The following is an 18,080-nucleotide window of genomic DNA, read 5'->3' as shown; positions in this document are numbered from 1 at the left end:
CTCACGCCTCCGGGATCTCGAACTTGGACGTGCGCTGCATGCCGGCGGCCCGGCCCTTGCCGGAGATGACCAGGGCCATCTTGCGGCTGGCCTCGTCGATCATCTCGTCGCCGAGCATCGCGGAGCCCTTCTTGCCGCCCGCCTCGGACGTGTAGTAGTCGTACGCGTCCAGGATCAGCTCGGCGTGGTCGTAGTCCTCCTGGGACGGCGAGAAGATCTCGTTGGACGCCTCGACCTGGCCCGGGTGCAGCACCCACTTGCCGTCGAAGCCGAGCGCGGCGGCGCGCTGCGCGACCTCGCGGTAGCCGTCGACGTTGCGGATCTGGAGGTAGGGGCCGTCGATCGCCTGGAGGTTGTTGGCGCGGGCGGCCATCAGGATCTTCATCAGGATGTAGTGGTAGGCGTCCGCCGGGTAGCCGGGCGGCTGCTCGCCCACGACCAGCGTCTTCATGTTGATGGACGCCATGAAGTCGGCCGGGCCGAAGATGATCGTCTCGACGCGCTGGGACGCGGTGGCGATCTCGTTGACGTTGTTGAGGCCCTGCGCGTTCTCGATCTGCGCCTCGATGCCGATCTTGCCGACCTCGAAGCCCATGGTCTTCTCGATCTGGGTCAGCAGGAGGTCGAGCGCGACCACCTGCTGCGCCGTCTGCACCTTCGGCAGCATGATGCAGTCGAGGTTCTGCCCGGCGCCCTCGACCACGGTCACGACGTCACGGTACGTCCACTCGGTCGTCCAGTCGTTGACCCGCACCACGCGCGTCTTGCCGGTCCAGTCGCCCTCGTTGAGGAACTTGACGATGGTGTGCCGCGCCCCGGGCTTGGCGAGCGGCGCGCACGCGTCCTCCAGGTCGAGGAAGACCTGGTCCGCCGGGAGACCCTGGGCCTTCTCCAGGAAGCGGGGGTTCGAGCCGGGCACGGCCAGGCAGGAGCGCCGCGGGCGGAGCCGGTTGACAGAGGGAAGGTGTGCGGCGTAGCCGCTCGTTGGAGGGGTGGTGGCGGGCGACGGGCGGGCGGTCATGCGGGGACCTCCAGGGGGTCGAGCTTGTTCGCTTTCCGGATCTCGTCGACGATGCGGCCGATGATTCCGGTGATGTCGAAGTCCTTCGGGGTGAAGACCGCGGCCACTCCGGCTTCCCTGAGCTGCTCGGCATCACCGTTCGGGATGATGCCACCGGCGATCACCGGTATATCTGTGGCACCGGCCACACGGAGTCGTTCCAGGACGTCCGGGACCAGCTGGGCGTGCGACCCGGACAGGATCGACAGGCCGACCGCGTGCACGTCCTCGGCCAGGGCCGCGTCCACGATCTGCTCGGGGGTGAGGCGGATGCCCTGGTAGACCACCTCGAAGCCGGCGTCCCGGGCGCGCACCGCGATCTGCTCGGCGCCGTTGGAGTGACCGTCGAGACCCGGCTTGCCGACCAGGAAGCGGAGCTTGCCGCTGCCCAGGTCGCGCGCGGTGGCGTCCACCCTGGCCCGCACCTCGGCCAGCGCCGAGCCCGGCTCGACGGGGACCGCGATCGGAGCCGAGGAGACCCCGGTGGGTGCCCGGAACTCGCCGAACACCTCCCGCAGCGCGCCCGCCCACTCGCCGGTCGTCACGCCCGCACGGGCGCACTCCAGGGTGGCCTCCATGAGGTTGCCGGTGCCCTTGGCGGCCTCCTTCAGCCGCTCCAGGGCCTTGCAGGGCCGGGGGTGGTTGAACGGCGGCTGGTAGCGGGTGTCGCGCCAGCGCCCGATCGCCTCGACGACCCGCGCCTCGACCGCCGGGTCCACCGTCTGGATCGCGGTGTCCAGGTCGGCGGTGAGCGGGTTCGGCTCGGTGGTCTCGAAGATGTTGACGCCGACGATCTTCTCCTGGCCGGACTCGATCCGGCCCCGCCGCTCGGCGTGCGACGCCACCAGCTGCGACTTCAGATAGCCCGACTCGACGGCCGCCATCGCGCCGCCCATCTCCTGGATCCGCTCCATCTCCGCGAGCGAGTCCTCGACCAGCTGGGCGACCTTCGCCTCGATGACGTGCGAGCCCTCGAAGATGTCGTCGTACTCCAGCAGGTCGCTCTCGTGGGCGAGCACCTGCTGGATGCGCAGCGACCACTGCTGGTCCCAGGGCCGGGGCAGGCCGAGCGCCTCGTTCCAGGCGGGGAGCTGCACGGCACGCGCGCGTGCGTCCTTCGACAGCGTCACCGCCAGCATCTCCAGGACGATCCGCTGGACGTTGTTCTCCGGCTGTGCCTCGGTCAGCCCGAGGGAGTTGACCTGGACGCCGTACCGGAACCGGCGCTGCTTGGGGTCCTCGATGCCGTACCGCTCGCGGGTGACCTGGTCCCAGATGCGGCCGAACGCGCGCATCTTGCACATCTCCTCGACGAACCGGACGCCGGCGTTCACGAAGAAGGAGATGCGGGCGACGACGTCGCCCATGCGCTCCCGCGGCACCTGGCCGCTGTCGCGCACCGCGTCGAGGACGGCGATCGCGGTGGACATCGCGTACGCGATCTCCTGGACCGGCGTGGCGCCCGCCTCCTGCAGGTGGTAGCTGCAGATGTTGATCGGGTTCCACTTCGGGAGGTGGGAGACCGTGTACGCGATCATGTCCGTCGTCAGGCGGAGCGAAGGCCCCGGCGGGAAGACGTGCGTCCCCCGGGACAGGTACTCCTTGACGATGTCGTTCTGCGTCGTCCCCTGCAGCTTGGTGACGTCCGCGCCCTGCTCCTCCGCGACGACCTGGTAGAGCGCCAGCAGCCACATGGCGGTGGCGTTGATCGTCATCGAGGTGTTCATCTGCTCCAGCGGGATGTCCTGGAACAGCCGGCGCATGTCACCGAGGTGCGAGACGGGCACGCCCACCCGGCCGACCTCGCCGCGGGCGAGGATGTGGTCGGGGTCGTAGCCGGTCTGCGTCGGCAGGTCGAACGCCACCGACAGACCCGTCTGGCCCTTGGCGAGGTTGCGCCGGTACAGCTCGTTGGACGCCTCGGCCGTGGAGTGCCCGGCGTACGTGCGCATGAGCCACGGCCGGTCCTTCACACGTGCCCCGTCGGCGATCTGACGCTCAGTCATCTATGACCTCGGGTGTCTCAGATGTTGCGGAAGCGGTTGATGGCGTCGAGGTGCTTGGCGCGCATCTCCTTGTCGCGCACGCCGAGGCCCTCCTCGGGGGCGAGGCACAGGACGCCGACCTTGCCCTGGTGCAGGTTGCGGTGCACGTCGTAGGCGGCCTGGCCGGTCTCCTCCAGGGAGTAGACCTTCGACAGGGTCGGGTGGATCTTGCCCTTCGCGATCAGCCGGTTGGCCTCCCAGGCCTCGCGGTAGTTGGCGAAGTGCGAGCCGATGATCCGCTTCAGGGACATCCACAGGTAGCGGTTGTCGTACTCGTGCATGTAGCCCGAGGTGGAGGCGCAGGTGGTGATGGTGCCGCCCTTGCGGGTGACGAAGACGGAGGCGCCGAAGGTCTCGCGGCCGGGGTGCTCGAAGACGATGTCGATGTCCTCGCCGCCGGTGAGCTCCCGGATGCGCTTGCCGAAGCGCTTCCACTCGCGCGGGTCCTGTTCCTGCTCGTTCTTCCAGAACTTGTAGTCCTCTGCGTTGCGGTCGATGATCGCCTCGGCGCCCATCGCCCGGCAGATGTCCGCCTTCTGCGGCGAGGACACGACACAGATGGGGTTGGCGCCGCCGGCCAGCGCGAACTGGGTGGCGTACGAGCCGAGCCCGCCGCTCGCGCCCCAGATCAGGACGTTGTCGCCCTGCTTCATGCCGGCGCCGTTGCGGGAGACCAGCTGGCGGTAGGCGGTGGAGTTGACCAGGCCCGGGGCCGCGGCCTCCTCCCAGCTGAGGTGGTCCGGCTTGGGCATCAGCTGGTTGGACTTGACGAGCGCGATCTCGGCGAGGCCGCCGAAGTTGGTCTCGAAGCCCCAGATCCGCTGCTCGGGGTCGAGCATCGTGTCGTTGTGCCCGTCGCTGGACTCCAGCTCCACGCTCAGGCAGTGCGCGACGACCTCGTCACCGGGCTTCCAGGCGTTGACGCCGGGGCCGGTACGCAGGACGACGCCCGCGAGGTCGGAGCCGATGATGTGGTACGGCAGGTCGTGCCGCTTGGCCAGCTCGTTCGTACGGCCGTAGCGCTCCAGGAAGCCGAAGGTCGACAGCGGCTCGAAGATCGAGGTCCACACCGAGTTGTAGTTGACACTCGATGCCATGACGGCGACCAGGGCCTCGCCCGGGCCCAGCTCGGGCAGGGGGACCTCGTCGAGGTGGATCGACTTGCGCGGGTCCTTGTCGCGGGTCTCCAGGCCCGCGAACAGGTCCGTCTCGTCCTTGTGCACGGTGATCGCACGGTACGACTCGGGAAGCGGCAGGGCGGCGAAGTCGGCCGGCGTCGATTCCGGCGACTGGATCGCGTCCAGAATGGCCTGAGTGGTCACGGTGTTGCCTCCGGCGGTACGCGCCCCCGAGGGAAGGGGCGCTGAGGGTTACGTCGGTGCTGCTGAGGGTTTCCAGAGAGGTGCCGTCGGTTCGGCGGGGGTGGTGCTTCGGCAGCGCTTTGTGGCGCGGGAGGTTGCCTGTGACGCAGGCGTCCGACGGGTGGGCCGATCGGCTCACCGGGACAGGCCGGACCCCTTGAAGGTATGACACCGCGTGTCAGGTCGCAAGGCACTGAGTGCCAGGAATCGCTCTCAGATGAAATCTTTACGTAACAAATGAGCGATGATCGATCAAACCTACTGGCGAGTAGGGGAAAATGGGCCGTCTTGTGGGAGACGTCCGGATGTCAGGGGCGGGCCGCGAGGCGTGGCTCACAGAGGCTGCGTGACGCATGCGTCAGGGCGCGGCCGACGAGGATTCAGCCCGTCCGGCGTTCGAGGACGCGCGGCGGAGCCGCGGTTCTGTGACCACGGCTCACCATCGGCGTCGCGTTACGACCGCTCCTTCAGCGCCTGCTCGATCGTGCGCATCACTTCGTCGAGCGGCGCATCGGTCCTGGCCACCGTCACCAGCACCTCCCCCTGCGAGGCGACCGAGGCCGGCGCGGCCGGGCGGGGCGCAGCCTCTCTGCCGGCCCCGATCCCGTTCCCGAACGTCTTCCGGACGATCGCGAAGGCGTGGTCCAGCTGCAGTTCGACGTCCCCCTGCCCGCCCGCCCGCAGCCAGCGCCGCAGCACGTGGTTGTGGGCGGTGACCACCGCGGACGCCGCGACCTCGGCCAGCAGCGGGTCGTCGTTCGCGTCGTCCGCGTGGGCGTGCTCGTCGAAGTGGCCCAGGAGATAGCGGGTGAAGAGACGCTCGTAGCGGGCCACCGACGCGATCTCGGCCTCGCGGAGGGTGGGTACCTCGCGGGTGAGCTTGTAGCGGGCGACCGAGATGTCCGGCCGGGCCGCGTACATCCTCATGACTTCCTTGATGCCGCGGCACACCGTGTCGAGCGGGTGCTCGTGGGCCGGGGCCGCGTTCAGCACGGCCTCGGCGCGGATCAGGGTGTCGTCGTGGTCCGGGAAGATCGCCTCTTCCTTGGAGCGGAAGTGGCGGAAGAAGGTGCGGCGGGCCACCCCGGCCGCGGCCGCGATCTCGTCGACGGTGGTCGCCTCGTACCCCTTCGTCGCGAAGAGCTCCATCGCGGCGGCCGCCAGCTCCCGGCGCATCTTGAGCCGCTGGGCCGCCGCGCGGCTGCCCGCGGCGCTCTCCGGCGCGTCGGGCGTGGCGGGGGTACGTGAGGACTTGGCGGGCTGGGACATGACCCGAACGTACTGCATGTGCGCAGCTTGATGCGCAGGTCCGGGGTTTCCCCCGCCCGCGACGGGCGGGGGACCGCAGGGCCGGGCGGGCGGGGGACGGCCGCCCGGGTCGAGCAGTCCGCCCCAGTCCTGCTCGTCCCGGAACCAGTCGCCGACGCCGTCAGCGGCGGGCATATTCGCGGAAGCCACGGCCGGTCTTGCGGCCGAGGCAGCCCGCGGCCACCAGGTGCTCCAGGAGCGGCGCGGGTGCGAGGCCCGGGTCGCGGAACTCCCGGTGCAGCACCTTCTCGATGGCGAGCGAGACGTCCAGGCCGACCACGTCCAGGAGCTCGAACGGCCCCATCGGGTAGCCGCCGCCGAGCTTCATCGCCGCGTCGATGTCGTCGAGGGAGGCGTAGTGCTCCTCGACCATCTTGATCGCGTTGTTCAGGTACGGGAACAGCAGCGCGTTCACGATGAACCCGGCCCGGTCCCCGCAGTCGACGGCGTGCTTCCGGATGCGGCCGCAGACCTCGCGGACCGTGGCGTGGACGTCCTCGGCGGTGAGCACGGTGCGGACGACCTCGACCAGCTTCATGGCCGGCGCCGGGTTGAAGAAGTGCATGCCGATCACGTCCTGCGGCCGCGAGGTGGCACGGGCGCAGGCGACGACCGGCAGCGAGGAGGTGGTGGTGGCGAGCACCGCGCCCGGCTTGCAGACCTTGTCCAGGGCCTGGAACAGCTGCCGCTTGACCTCCAGGTCCTCGGCGACCGCCTCGACGGCCAGGTCGACGTCCGCGAAGGCGTCGTACGAACCGGCCGGGGTGATCAGGTCCAGGGTCTGCGCGGCCGCCTCGGCGGTCATCCGGCCCTTGCCGACGGAGCGGTCCAGGGACTTGCCGATGCGGGCCTTGGCGGCCTGCGCCTTCTCCTCGCTGCGGGCGGCGAGGACGACCTCGTACCCGGCCTTGGCGAAGACCTCGGCGATCCCGGAGGCCATGGTGCCGGAGCCGGCGACGCCGACCGAGCGGACCGTGCGCCCCGGGGTGGGCGCGGCGCCGTCCAGCGGGGTCAGCGCGTCCCGGACCACGGCGGGGCTGCCAGGGGCCTCGTAGGAGTAGAAGCCGCGGCCCGACTTGCGGCCGGTCAGGCCCGCCTCGCTGAGCTGTTTGAGGATCGGGGCGGGGGCGTGCAGGCGGTCGCGGGACTCGGCGTACATGGCCTCCAGGACCGTACGGGCCGTGTCGATGCCGATCAGGTCCAGCAGGGCGAGGGGGCCCATCGGCAGGCCGCAGCCGAGCCGCATCGCCGCGTCGATGTCCTCGCGGGAGGCGTACTTCGCCTCGTACATCGCGGCCGCCTGGTTGAGGTAGCCGAACAGCAGGCCGTCGGCGACGAAGCCGGGGCGGTCGCCGACCGCGACCGGCTCCTTGCCCAGTTCGATCGCCAGGTCGGTGACGGCGGCGACGGCGCCGGGCGCGGTGAGCACCGAGGAGACCACCTCGACCAGCTTCATCGCCGGGGCCGGGTTGAAGAAGTGCAGGCCGAGGACGCGCTCGGGGCGGGCCGAGTCGGCGGCCAGCCGGGTCACGGAGAGCGCGTTGGTGCCGGTGGCGAGGATCGTCTCGGGGCGCACGATGCCGTCCAGCTCCCGCAGGACCTGGTGCTTGATCTCGTACGACTCCGGGACCACCTCGATGACGAGGTCGGCGTCGGCGGCGGCCGTCAGGTCGGTGCCGACGCGGATCCGGGCGAGGGTGTCGGAGCGCTCCTGCTCGGTCAGCCTGCCGCGCGCCACGGCGCGCGCGGTGGCGGCCTCCAGGGCGGCGAGGGACCTGCCGGCCTGCGCCTCGCTGATGTCGATGCCGATCACCTCGCGGCCGGCCGTCGCCAGGACCTCGGTGATACCGGTGCCCATGGTGCCGAGGCCGACGACGGCGATCGTCCTGAGCGGGGACAGGGAAGGGTCGGACTGGGGAGTGGCCATCGCGGGACTCCAGGAATGAGGGTGACGACTGGAAACGCGCCCGGGTGCGCCGAGGGGCGCACCGGGTGCGGAGAGGGCTGCGTGAATGCGGGTGGTGCCGGGCTGCGAGCGCACACGCCCGGTGCTGCCGCCACGGGCGCGCACACGCCCGGCGGCGGCGGATTCCGACCGGCCCTGTCCCGGAGCCGGGTCGTACTGCGGTACGAGGTACCGAACCGACCTGCTTACTCACGACGGCTGCGTCACCAAACCGGCGTGAGCGTTACTGCGAGTGGGTGACTCGCTCGATTGAGCTTAACCGGCGGGTAACGAGCGCGCCAGCCCTCCGAGTTTGTGATGTACGTCCCTCGCCTGCCGCAACCCCTCTACGCTGGGCTTCGTGGACGAAGAGTTGCGATCACTCACGGAGCGTTTGCGGCAGGAGTCGCAGGGGACGGCTGCCTTCGACCGGCTCCTGGCCACCGAGGACCACGGCGAACTGGCGGAGGTGCTCACCGCGGCGGGACAGCCTCTGTGGGCCAGGGAGCTGGCCGCGTTCCGGCTGGGGACGGCCGGTGACCCGCGGGCCTTCGAGACCCTGGTCCTCCTGCTCAACCACCGCGACCCGCCCCGCTGCGTCTCCGCCGCCCACGCCCTCGCCCGCCTCCGGGACCCGCGCACCGCCCGCGCGGCCGCCGCCCTCGCCACCAACGAACTCCGCGTCGCCTACGCCCTGCAGCCCGTCCGGCTGCTGGTCGAACTCCGCGCGCCCGAGTCCGTGCCGGCCCTGATCACCACCCTGGAACGCCGGCTGCGCCCGTACGACCCCTACCGCAGGGTCGCCCTGGCCTGTGTGGACGGCCTCGGCACCCTCGGCGACACCCGCGCCCGCCGCGTCCTGACCGAGGCCCTGGCCCACCCCACCCTCGCCGAGGCGGCGGTCCAGGCCCTCGCCCGCATCCCTAGGCAGAGGTGACGCCCGGCTCCCTGACGTACCGCACCTCGGGCACCGGCACCCCGTCGACCTCGTACGGCTCCTCGACCCCGTCGGCCGTGAAGCCCGCGAGCTCGTAGAACCGCCGGGCGCGCGCGTTCTCCCTGAGCACCCACAGGTACACCCGCGGGTGCCCGGCGCACTGCTCCAGGACCGTCGCGAGCAGCGCCCGCCCGGCGCCGGTGCCGAGGTGCGCGGCGTCCACGTAGAGGGCGTACAACTCGGCGTCCCCGGTGCGCACTTCACCGTCCCGGTACGGCCCGTGCGCCGCCCACCCGACGATCGTGCCGCCCCGCTCGGCCACCAGCTCGGTCACCCCGTCCCGGCCGTCCAGGAACCGGGCCCTGCGCCGCTCGGCGTCCCGCTCGACGCTGAGCCCGTCGAGGAACGGCTGCGGCATGAGGCCCCGGTAGGCGTACTGCCAGCCCCGGACGCGTATCTCGGAGACCCGGTCGCAGTCGGCGAGGGCCATCGGGCGGATACGGAGGGAGCGGCCGTGCGGCGAGTCGTCGGTCATGACGGCACCCTAGGCCCGGGGAGCGGACGGCCCCGCCCGCCCGGGATTCGGTGTCAGGCCGCCACCACCGCCGGCGCCTCGAACTCCGTCAGGAACTGCGGGCCGACGGGACGTCAGGACCGGCTCAGCCGCGGAAGCCCAGCAGACCGTGCAGGGTCGAGCCGCGGGACGACGTCGAGGCCGCCTTGGCAGTGAGGGGCTTCGGGTCGGGCGTCTTCGCGCAGACCGCGTCGACGGAGCCGGCGCCGTGCGGGACCGTGCCGTCGGCCAGGTAGGCGGCGAGGTGGCCGTCCAGGCAGGTGTTGCCGCTGAGCGTGATGCCGTGGTTGCCGCCGCCCTGCTCCACCACCAGGCGGGAGCCGGCCAGCAGACGGTGGACGGTGACGCCGCCCTGGTAGGGAGTGGCCGCGTCGTCCGTCGCCTGGAAGAGGAGGACCGGCGGGAGCCCGGCATTGGCGATGTCCGTCGGCCGTAGCGCCTTCGTCGGCCAGTAGGCGCAGGACGCGTTGTACCAGGCGTTGTTCCAGACCATGAACGGCGCCTTCGCGTACGCCGCCCAGTTGTCCTTGCGCCACTGGTTCCAGTCCCGCGGCCAGGAGGAGTCCCGGCACTGGACGGCCGCGTACACGCTGTAGCCGTTGTCGCCGGACGCGTCGACGGCGGCGAAGTTCTGGTACGCCTCGACCAGGGCGGCCGTCTTCCTGCCGTTGACGTAGGCGGAGAACGCGTCGGCCAGGTAGGGCCAGTAGCCGTTGTAGTAGCCGCCGGGGATGAAGGTGTCCTCCAGCTCCGAGGCGCCCACCTTGCCGCCGGCCGGCTTCTTCGCCAGTGCGGCCCGCATGGCGTACCACTTGGCCTCGACCTTCTCCGGGTCGGTGCCGAGCTTGTACGTCGAGTCGTACTTGGCGATCCACGCCATCAGGGCGCGCTGGCGGTCGTTGAACGCGTAGTCCTGGCTCAGGTTGTCGTCGTACCAGACACCCGTGGGGTCGACGATCGAGTCCAGGACCAGGCGGTGGATCCGGTCCGGGTGCAGTTTCGCGTAGACCGCGCCCAGGTAGGTGCCGTAGGAGTAGCCGAAGTAGCTGACCTGCCGGGCGCCGAGGGCCTGGCGGATCGAGTCGAGGTCCTGTGCGGCGTCGACCGTGTCGAGGTACGGCAGCAGGCGCTCGTACTTCTTGCCGCAGGCCGCCGCGAAGGACCGCACCCGCTCGAGGTTCGCCTGTTCGAGGGCGGGGGTGGCCGGGACCGAGTCGGGGCGCACCGGGTCGAAGTAGCCGGGGGCGCAGTCGATCGCCGGGGTGCTCTTCCCGACGCCGCGCGGGTCGAAGCCGATGACGTCGTACCGGGCGGCCACCTTCTTGGGCAGCGTGGACGCCACGAAGCCGGCGAGGGCCAGCCCGCTGCCGCCGGGGCCGCCGGGGTTGACCAGCAGCGGCCCCTGAGAGGCCGGCGCGGTGTGCGGGACGCGCGAGAGGGCGAGCGTGATCTGCCGCCCGCGCGGGTTGCGGTGGTCGAGGGGCACCTTGACCGAGCCGCACTGCAGCGTCGGGTAGTCGGTGGTGCCGCACTTCTTCCAGGTCACCGGGGAGGCCTGGACGGGGGCTCGGGTGGCGGCGGTCGCGGGCGGGACGGTGAACGAACCGGCGACGACGGCGGCGACGGCGCACAGCACGGCTGCGCGTGTTCGCATGGGTCCTCCCAGGACGGAGGGGAGCGGACCGCACGTGCCACGGTCCTCGCCGCATCGTCCCGGAAACGGGGCCCGGAAGAACGCATTCTGACGATGAATGACCCAATTGGTCCGAGGGTTGCGCCCGAACGCCCCCGGCCCGCGACCCGGTCAGAGCAGGGTGAGCTGGGTCGGCTCCGGCAGCGCGGGCTCCTCCTCCGCCGGCGGGACCGGTATCCGGCGGGCGGTGCCCGCGCGGTTCGGCCCGATGCCGTACTCCTCGGCCAGCTCGTGCACCTGACGGGTGATCCGGCGCTGGTACCACTTGGGCGCGTAGGCGCCCTCCGCGTACAGCCGCTCGTAGCGCCGGACCAGGTGCGGGTGGTGGGCCGCGAGCCAGCTCATGAACCACTCGCGGGCGCCCGGCCGCAGATGCAGCACCAGGGGCGTCACCGAGGTGGCCCCGGCCGCCGCGATCGCCCGCACGGTGGCCCGGAGCTGGGCCGGGTGGTCGCCGAGGAACGGGATCACGGGTGCCATCAGGACCCCGCAGCCGATGCCCGCCTCCGCGAGGGCGCGGACCACGTGGAGCCGGCGCTCGGGGGCCGGGGTGCCCGGCTCCACGGTGCGCCACAGCTCGGGGTCGACGAAGCCGACCGAGACCGAGATGCCGACGTCCGTGACGTCCGCCGCCCGGCGCAGCAGGTCCAGGTCGCGCAGGATCAGGGTGCCCTTGGTCAGGATCGAGAACGGGTTGGCGTGCTCGGTGAGGGCGGAGATGATCCCCGGCATCAGCCCGTAGCGGCCCTCGGCGCGCTGGTAGCAGTCGACGTTGGTGCCCATCGCGATGTGGTCGCCGAGCCAGCGGCGCGAGCCCAGCTGGCGGCGGAGCAGCTCCGGGGCGTTGACCTTGACCACGATCTGGGTGTCGAAGCCGATCCCGGTGTCCAGGTCCAGGTAGCTGTGGGTCTTGCGGGCGAAGCAGTACACGCACGCGTGCGTGCAGCCCCGGTACGGGTTCACCGTCCACTCGAACGGCATCCGCGAGGCGCCCGGCACCCGGTTGATGATCGACCGCGCCCGCACCTCGTGGAACGTGATCCCCCGGAACTCGGGCGTGTCGAAGGTCCGGGTGGTGACCGCGTCCGCGCCGAACAGCGCGGTGCCGGCCCGGCCGTGATCGGCCTCCTCGGTGAGGTTCTCCCAGCGCATGACGCCTCCTCGGTAGCACTGCCCACAGAATAGAACATCTGTTCCCATGATCGTGCGAACGATCTGTGGAGACCGCGCGAACGCCGTTTCCGATCACGTTTCCGATCGCTTGGGCACCCCGATTTGGGCGGCCGGGCGCCGGGGTGGTTGGCTTGGGGCAACCCCGAGAACTCAGGTGCTGGAGGAAAGCGATGGCGCAGGTCGAGGCCACCACGGAGCGGATCGTCGGCGCGGACGCGGAGACGGTGTTCGACGCGATCGCCGACTACAGCGGCACGCGCGCGAAGCTGCTCCCCGAGCACTTCAGCGAGTACGAGGTGCGCGAGGGCGGCGACGGCGAGGGCACCCTCGTCCACTGGAAGCTGCAGGCCACCAGCAAGCGGGTCCGGGACTGCCTCCTGGAGGTCAGCGAGCCCACCGACGGCGAGCTGGTCGAGAAGGACCGCAACTCCTCCATGGTCACCACCTGGCGGGTCACCCCGGCCGGCGAGGGGAAGTCCCGGGTCGTCGTGCACACCACCTGGCAGGGCGCCGGCGGCATCGGCGGCTTCTTCGAGAAGACCTTCGCGCCCAAGGGCCTCGGCCGGATCTACGACCAGGTGCTCGACAAGCTCGCCACCGAGGTCGAGAAGTAGTACCGGTTCACGTACCGGTTCACACGGAGGTGAGCAACCTCCCGATGAACAGCGGGTGTTGGCTCCCTCACCGGTTCGGGTGGATCTCCGGATCGGCCGGTCTCGTGCCGTAACTCGTCGCGCTTGCTCACAGTTGTCGCCCTACGGGAAATAAGGCGGCAATTGTGCGCAGGCGCGACGAGGGGAGCGGTACGTGGGCGGAACGACGCTGGTGCAGTACGAGGAGCCGGCCGTGGTGCCCGCGGACGTCCCCGTGCCGGAACCCGCCCCGGTCTCCGGACTCGGGCCGCGCCGCACCCGGCTGGTCTTCTGCGGGCTGATGCTCGCCCTGCTCCTCGCCGCGCTGGACCAGATGATCGTCGCCACCGCGCTGCCGAAGATCGTCGGCGAGCTGCACGGCCTCGACCGGATGTCCTGGGCGATCACCGCCTACCTGCTCACCTCCACCGTCGGCCTCCCCGTCTACGGCAAACTCGGCGACCTCATCGGCCGCAAGGGTGTCTTCCAGTTCGCGATCCTCGTCTTCGCCGTCGGCTCGGCGCTGGCCGGGCGGGCGCAGAACATGGACCAGCTGATCGCCTTCCGCGCCCTCCAGGGCGTCGGCGCGGGCGGGTTGATGATCGGCGTGCAGGCGATCATCGCCGACATCGTGCCGCCCCGGCAGCGCGGCCGCTTCATGGGCCTGATCGGCGCCGCCTTCGGCCTCGCCTCGGTCGCCGGGCCGCTGCTCGGCGGCTACTTCACCGACCACCTCTCCTGGCGCTGGTGCTTCTACGTCAACGTGCCCTTCGGGCTGGTCACGCTCGCCGTCGTCACCGTCGTGCTCAAACTGCCGAAGCCGAAGGTCCGGGGCCGGTTCGACGTGGTGGGCACGCTGCTGCTCGCCGCCGCCTCCACCTGCCTTGTGCTGCTGACCAGTTGGGGTGGGACGGAGTACGACTGGGGCTCGCGCGTCATCCTCGGTCTTGGCGCGGGCGCGCTGGTCGCCGGAGTGCTGTTCGCCGTCGCCGAGCACTACGCCGCCGAACCCCTCATCCCGCTGCGGCTGTTCCGGGACTCCGTCTTCAACGTCACCGGCCTGGTCGGACTGGTCGTCGGGGTCGCCCTGTTCGGCGCCGCCAGCTACCTGCCGACCTTCCTGCAGATGGTCGACGGCGCCTCGGCGACCGAGTCCGGGCTCCTGATGCTGCCCATGATGGGCGGGATCGTCGGCGCCTCGATCGTCGCGGGACAGCTCATCAGCCTCACCGGCCACTACCGGATCTACCCGGTGCTCGGCGGCGCCGTGTCCGCCGCGGGCATGTGGCTGCTGTCCCGCCTCGAAGTCGACACCCCGCGCTGGCAGTACAGCATCTGGATGGCAGTCCTCGGCGCCGGGATCGGCATGGTGATGCCGGTGCTCGTCCTCGCCGTGCAGAACTCCGTCCGGCCCGCCGACCTCGGCACCGCCACCAGCGCCAACAACTACTTCCGGCAGATCGGCGGCAGCGTCGGCGCCGCCGTCTTCGGGACCCTCTTCGCCGACCGGCTCACCGACGCCCTGCACAGGCGTCTCCCCGTCCGGGCGGGCGCGCGCCTGCCCGACCCCGAGTCCCTCACCCCGCAACTCGTCCACGCGCTGCCCCCGGCGCTGCGCGACGCCTACATCCGCGCCTACGCCGACGCGATGCCCAGGATCTTCCTCTACCTGGTCCCGGTGCTCGTCCTCGGCCTGCTCGTCGCCTGCTTCCTCAAGGAGAAACCGCTGGTGTCCCATCCCACCGCCGAAACGTCACCGGCAGCCGCCGGCACCCCGATCCCGCAGGCCCGGTCGCCCCACACCGGCGCCGGGATCCCCGTCTGCGGCACGGTGCAGCACCCCGACGGGACCGTGGTGCCGCGCGCCGCGCTCACCCTCATCGACGCCGTCGGCCGGCAGATCGGCCGCGGCGCCAGCGCCGAGGACGGCCGGTACGCGCTGGCCACCCCGGGCTCCGGGTCGTACGTCCTGATCGCCGCCGCCGGCGGCCACCAGCCGCAGGCCGTCACCGTGACGGTCGGCGAGCGGCCCGTCGAGCTGGACGTCGTCCTCGGCGGCGCCGGACGGCTCGCGGGCAGCGTGCTCACCGCCGACGGCACCCCGGTGCGGGACGCCACCGTCACCCTCACCAACGTGCACGGCGAGGTCGTCGCCAGCGTCCGCAGCGGCCGTGAGGGCGGCTATGTGATCAGCGAGCTGGTGGCCGGCGAGTACACCCTCGCCGGCAGCGCCCCCGCCTTCCGCCCGGCCGCCCTCCCGGTCACCGTCCAGGCCGCCCGGGAGACCCGGCAGAACGTCGAACTCGCGGGCGGCGCCGTGCTGAAGGGCACCGTGCGGGCCGGCGGCGGACGGCCCGTGGAGGACGCGCGGGTGACCCTGCTCGACGCCGCCGGGAACGTCGTCGACACCCTCACCACCGGCGCCGACGGAACGTTCCGGTTCGTGGACCTGTCCTCGGGCGAGTACACGGTCATCGCCGCCGGCTACCCGCCGGTCGCCACCGTCCTCCAGGTCGCGGGCGGCGGGCGCACCGAACGCGATCTCCAGCTCGGCCACGAGGACTGAGGGCGCGGAGCGGCCAGGGCACGGTGGACGCGGTTCGCGCGCCGCACGGGGGCGCGGACCTGCGCGCCGGTGCGATCAGGTGAAACCAATTCCAGGATTGCCACACATCGCAACGGGGGCCCACCGTACGGTAGTGACGGGCGGCACAGATCTTTTGCGGAGCCGTGGGGAGAGAGGGCCTGGGCCATGGACCAAGGCAGCGAGCGGGACACGCATCCCGGCCTCGGTGCTGGGGACGGTGTGTCCGGCCGCATCCCCCTGGCCGTGGTCGTCGTCGACCGCGACGGCGACGTCTCGCACTGGAGCACCGGCGCCCGGCGGCTCTTCGGCGCCGCCAAGGAGGACGCCATCGGCCGCTCCGTCCTCGACCTGCTGCCCGTCTCCGGCGCCCTCCCCGAGGACGACGAGATCACCCCGTACGGCGCCTACGCGGCCTACGACGGACTCGGCCCCGACCTGGAGTCCTCCCTCGACGGACGGCTCAACTTCCCGGCCGCCGGACGCGCCCGGCTCACCGTCTCCGACCGCGACCGCGCCGACGTGCTCTGGTGGGCGTACCCGCTGGTCGGCCCGGGCAACGAGCGACTGCTGGTGCTCGCCGCCGACGCCGAGCGGCTGCGCCGGGCCGAGCGGGACGAGGGGATCGCCTTCGAGCGCATCGCGCCCGGCTTCGCCCTGCACACCGACTTCCCCGGCGCGGAGGAGCTCGCCCGCAGGCTGCCCGAGATCCTGCCCAGCATGAGCGTCGACGAGAGCGCCCGGATCGTCGCCCAGGTCCTCGAACTCGGCTACCCGATCCTGGAGTTCAGCCAGAACGACCGGGTGCCCGTCACCCCCGACTGGGGCGTGGCCCGGCGCACCGAGCGGATGGCCCGCCGCGAGCGCGCGGCGCATGTCGCCGCGCAGGGCCTCCCGGTGCCCGCCGAACTCGCCGACGACGAGGGCGAGGACCTGGAGTACGCGGCCGTCCGCGAGCGCCTCGAGTTCCTCACCGAGGTCAGCGGGAAGATCGGCACCTCGCTCGACCTGTCCCGCACCATCGTCGAGGTCAGCAGAGCCGTCGTCCCCCGCTTCACCGACGTCGCCGGCACCTACCTGCGCGAACAGGTCGTCGCCGGCGAGGGGTTCCCGGACGGTGTGCCCGACACCACCACCATGTGGCACCGGGTCGCCCTGGAGCACACCGACGAACCTGGCCGCTGGGACGACGTCGTCCCGGTCGGCGAGGCCATGCCCTTTCCGGCGCACACCCCGTTCTTCCAGTGCATGACCACCGGCGAACCGGTCCTGGTGCCGCGGATCAGCGTGGAGATGGGCCACGCCATCGCCTCCCAGTTCGAGAAGCGCGACATCCGGCCGCTGATCACCGGCCGCTCGATGCTGGTCGTGCCGCTGAAGGCGCGCGACGTCGTGCTCGGCTTCATGATCCTGCTGCGCCACCCCGAGCGCGAGATGTTCAACGACATGGACCGCGTCACCGGAGCCGAACTGGCGGCCCGCGCCGGGCTCGTGCTCGACAACGCGCGCATGTACACCTACCAGGAGAGCGTCGCCGAGACCCTCCAGGACAGCATGCTGCCGCACATCCCGCCGCGCATGGCGGGCTGCGACATCGCCACCCGCTACCTCCCGGGCACCCTGCTCGGCCGGGTCGGCGGCGACTGGTTCGACTCCGTGAAACTCCCCGGTGCCCGCACCGCCCTGGTGGTCGGCGACGTGATGGGCCACGGCCTCAACTCGGCCGCGATGATGGGCCAGTTGCGGACCGCCGTCCAGACCATGGCGGCCATGGACCTGCCGCCCGCCCAACTCCTGCGCAATCTCGACGACCTGGCCCAGCGGCTCGGCGACGGCTACCTCGCCACCTGCCTCTACGCCGTCTACGACCCGATCGGGAGCGAACTGCACCTCGCCAACGCGGGCCACATCCCTCCCGTACTGGTCCGCGCGGTCGACGGGCGCAGCGAACTCCTGGACCTGCCCACCGGCGCGCCCATCGGCGTCGGCGGGGTCGCCTTCGAGTCGCTGCGGGTGCGCGTCGAACCCGGCGACCGGCTGGTCATGTGCACCGACGGACTGGTCGAGATGCGCGGTGAGGACATCGGCGTCGGCCTCGCCACCCTCTGCGAGTCCGCCGCCCACCCGGCCGCCTCCATGGACGACGCCTGCGACACCATCATCCGTGCCCTGAACACCCGGGGCGGCCGCAAGGACGACGTCGCCCTGCTGATGGCCCGGCTCAACGGGATCGAGCCCGAGGACGTCGCCGAATGGGGGCTCGCCCTCGACCCGGCCGAGGTCCGCCGGGCCCGCGCCGTCGTCCGCGAGCAACTGCACGACTGGGGCCTCGCCCGGCTCGCCGACCCGGCCGAACTCATGGTCAGCGAACTCGTGACCAACGCCGTACGGCACTCCCACAGCCGTCCGGTCCAGCTCCGGCTGATCCGCGGCGAGACCCTGCTGTGCGAGGTCGACGACGACGATCACACCCTGCCGACCCTGCTCGGCGTCGACCCCGCCGCCGAGACCGGACGCGGACTGCGGGTGGTCTCCACGCTGGCCCGGGAGTGGGGAACCAGCCGTACGGCCGCCGGGAAGACCGTCTGGTTCGAACTCACCGCACCCCGCCGCTGACCCGGGCACCCACCGCAGACCAGGGGGCGCACGTACGTCGAACGAGGAGTGAAGGAACGCGCCAGGTGCTTGTGGCCGAAACCCACGCACGGTAGACCGTACTGGCCCGTCACTTACGGCGGGTCATATACGGCTGCATCCTGGGGAGTTGG

General features: G+C 71.5%; 12 protein-coding genes. 4 read left to right on the top strand and 8 right to left on the bottom strand.

Translation table 11 applies throughout. From position 1 onward, the window contains the following. Position 1: 1 nt before the first annotated feature. From BLW82_RS07855 to BLW82_RS07835, 5 genes are all read right to left on the bottom strand, one after another. Positions 2-1,021, bottom strand: coding sequence for an HpcH/HpaI aldolase/citrate lyase family protein (locus BLW82_RS07855; protein ID WP_256215696.1), 1,020 nt, complete (start codon positions 1,019-1,021; stop codon positions 2-4). Next, positions 1,018-3,066 carry a protein meaA gene (locus BLW82_RS07850; RefSeq protein ID WP_093498137.1) on the bottom strand — a complete coding sequence of 683 codons (2,049 nt, stop codon included), beginning with the start codon at positions 3,064-3,066 and terminating at the stop codon, positions 1,018-1,020. The genes BLW82_RS07855 and BLW82_RS07850 overlap by 4 nt, the downstream gene beginning before the upstream one ends. Before the next feature lie 17 nt (positions 3,067-3,083). Then, positions 3,084-4,427, bottom strand: coding sequence for a crotonyl-CoA carboxylase/reductase (gene ccrA / locus BLW82_RS07845; RefSeq protein ID WP_093498136.1), 1,344 nt, complete (start codon positions 4,425-4,427; stop codon positions 3,084-3,086). A 492-nt stretch (positions 4,428-4,919) separates the two neighbouring features. Continuing rightward, positions 4,920-5,735, bottom strand: a complete 816-nt coding sequence (locus BLW82_RS07840; RefSeq protein WP_218162356.1) for a TetR family transcriptional regulator — start codon at positions 5,733-5,735, stop codon at positions 4,920-4,922. A 160-nt stretch (positions 5,736-5,895) separates the two neighbouring features. Further along, on the bottom strand, positions 5,896-7,701 hold the full coding sequence (locus BLW82_RS07835) for a 3-hydroxyacyl-CoA dehydrogenase family protein (protein WP_093498134.1): 1,806 nt from the start codon (positions 7,699-7,701) through the stop codon (positions 5,896-5,898). Positions 7,702-8,080: 379 nt separating this feature from the next. Here BLW82_RS07835 and BLW82_RS07830 point away from each other — a divergent pair, with 379 nt between their 5' ends. After that, on the top strand, positions 8,081-8,656 hold the full coding sequence (locus tag BLW82_RS07830; RefSeq protein ID WP_093498133.1) for an adenylosuccinate lyase: 576 nt from the start codon (positions 8,081-8,083) through the stop codon (positions 8,654-8,656). On the opposite strand, the gene BLW82_RS07825 is transcribed toward BLW82_RS07830, so the two are convergent. The 3 genes from BLW82_RS07825 to BLW82_RS07815 all read right to left on the bottom strand — a co-directional run bounded on the left by BLW82_RS07825 (position 8,643) and on the right by BLW82_RS07815 (position 12,075). Beyond that, positions 8,643-9,191 carry a GNAT family N-acetyltransferase gene (locus BLW82_RS07825; RefSeq protein ID WP_093498132.1) on the bottom strand — a complete coding sequence of 183 codons (549 nt, stop codon included), beginning with the start codon at positions 9,189-9,191 and terminating at the stop codon, positions 8,643-8,645. The genes BLW82_RS07830 and BLW82_RS07825 overlap by 14 nt on opposite strands. A 124-nt stretch (positions 9,192-9,315) precedes the next feature. Continuing rightward, positions 9,316-10,884, bottom strand: a complete 1,569-nt coding sequence (locus tag BLW82_RS07820; protein ID WP_093498131.1) for an alpha/beta hydrolase — start codon at positions 10,882-10,884, stop codon at positions 9,316-9,318. A gap of 150 nt (positions 10,885-11,034) precedes the next feature. After that, complete coding sequence (locus BLW82_RS07815; protein WP_093498130.1) at positions 11,035-12,075, bottom strand: Rv2578c family radical SAM protein; 1,041 nt, start codon at positions 12,073-12,075, stop codon at positions 11,035-11,037. A gap of 191 nt (positions 12,076-12,266) precedes the next feature. On the opposite strand from BLW82_RS07815, the gene BLW82_RS07810 reads away from it, so the two are divergent. From BLW82_RS07810 to BLW82_RS07800, 3 genes are all read left to right on the top strand, one after another. Further along, entirely contained in the window at positions 12,267-12,710 is a 444-nt protein-coding gene (locus tag BLW82_RS07810) for an SRPBCC family protein (protein WP_093498129.1), read from the top strand. A 193-nt stretch (positions 12,711-12,903) separates the two neighbouring features. After that, positions 12,904-15,294, top strand: coding sequence for an MFS transporter (locus BLW82_RS07805; protein ID WP_093498128.1), 2,391 nt, complete (start codon positions 12,904-12,906; stop codon positions 15,292-15,294). Positions 15,295-15,480: 186 nt separating this feature from the next. Further along, the gene (locus tag BLW82_RS07800) at positions 15,481-17,928 is read left to right on the top strand and encodes an ATP-binding SpoIIE family protein phosphatase (RefSeq protein ID WP_093498127.1); all 2,448 of its coding nucleotides are present in this window, start codon (positions 15,481-15,483) and stop codon (positions 17,926-17,928) included. The last annotated feature ends 152 nt before the right edge of the window (positions 17,929-18,080 follow it).

It is taken from the genome of Streptomyces sp. Ag109_O5-10, from assembly GCF_900105755.1.
Lineage (GTDB): Bacteria > Actinomycetota > Actinomycetes > Streptomycetales > Streptomycetaceae > Streptomyces.
This window is presented reverse-complemented; position numbering and strand designations above follow the sequence as displayed.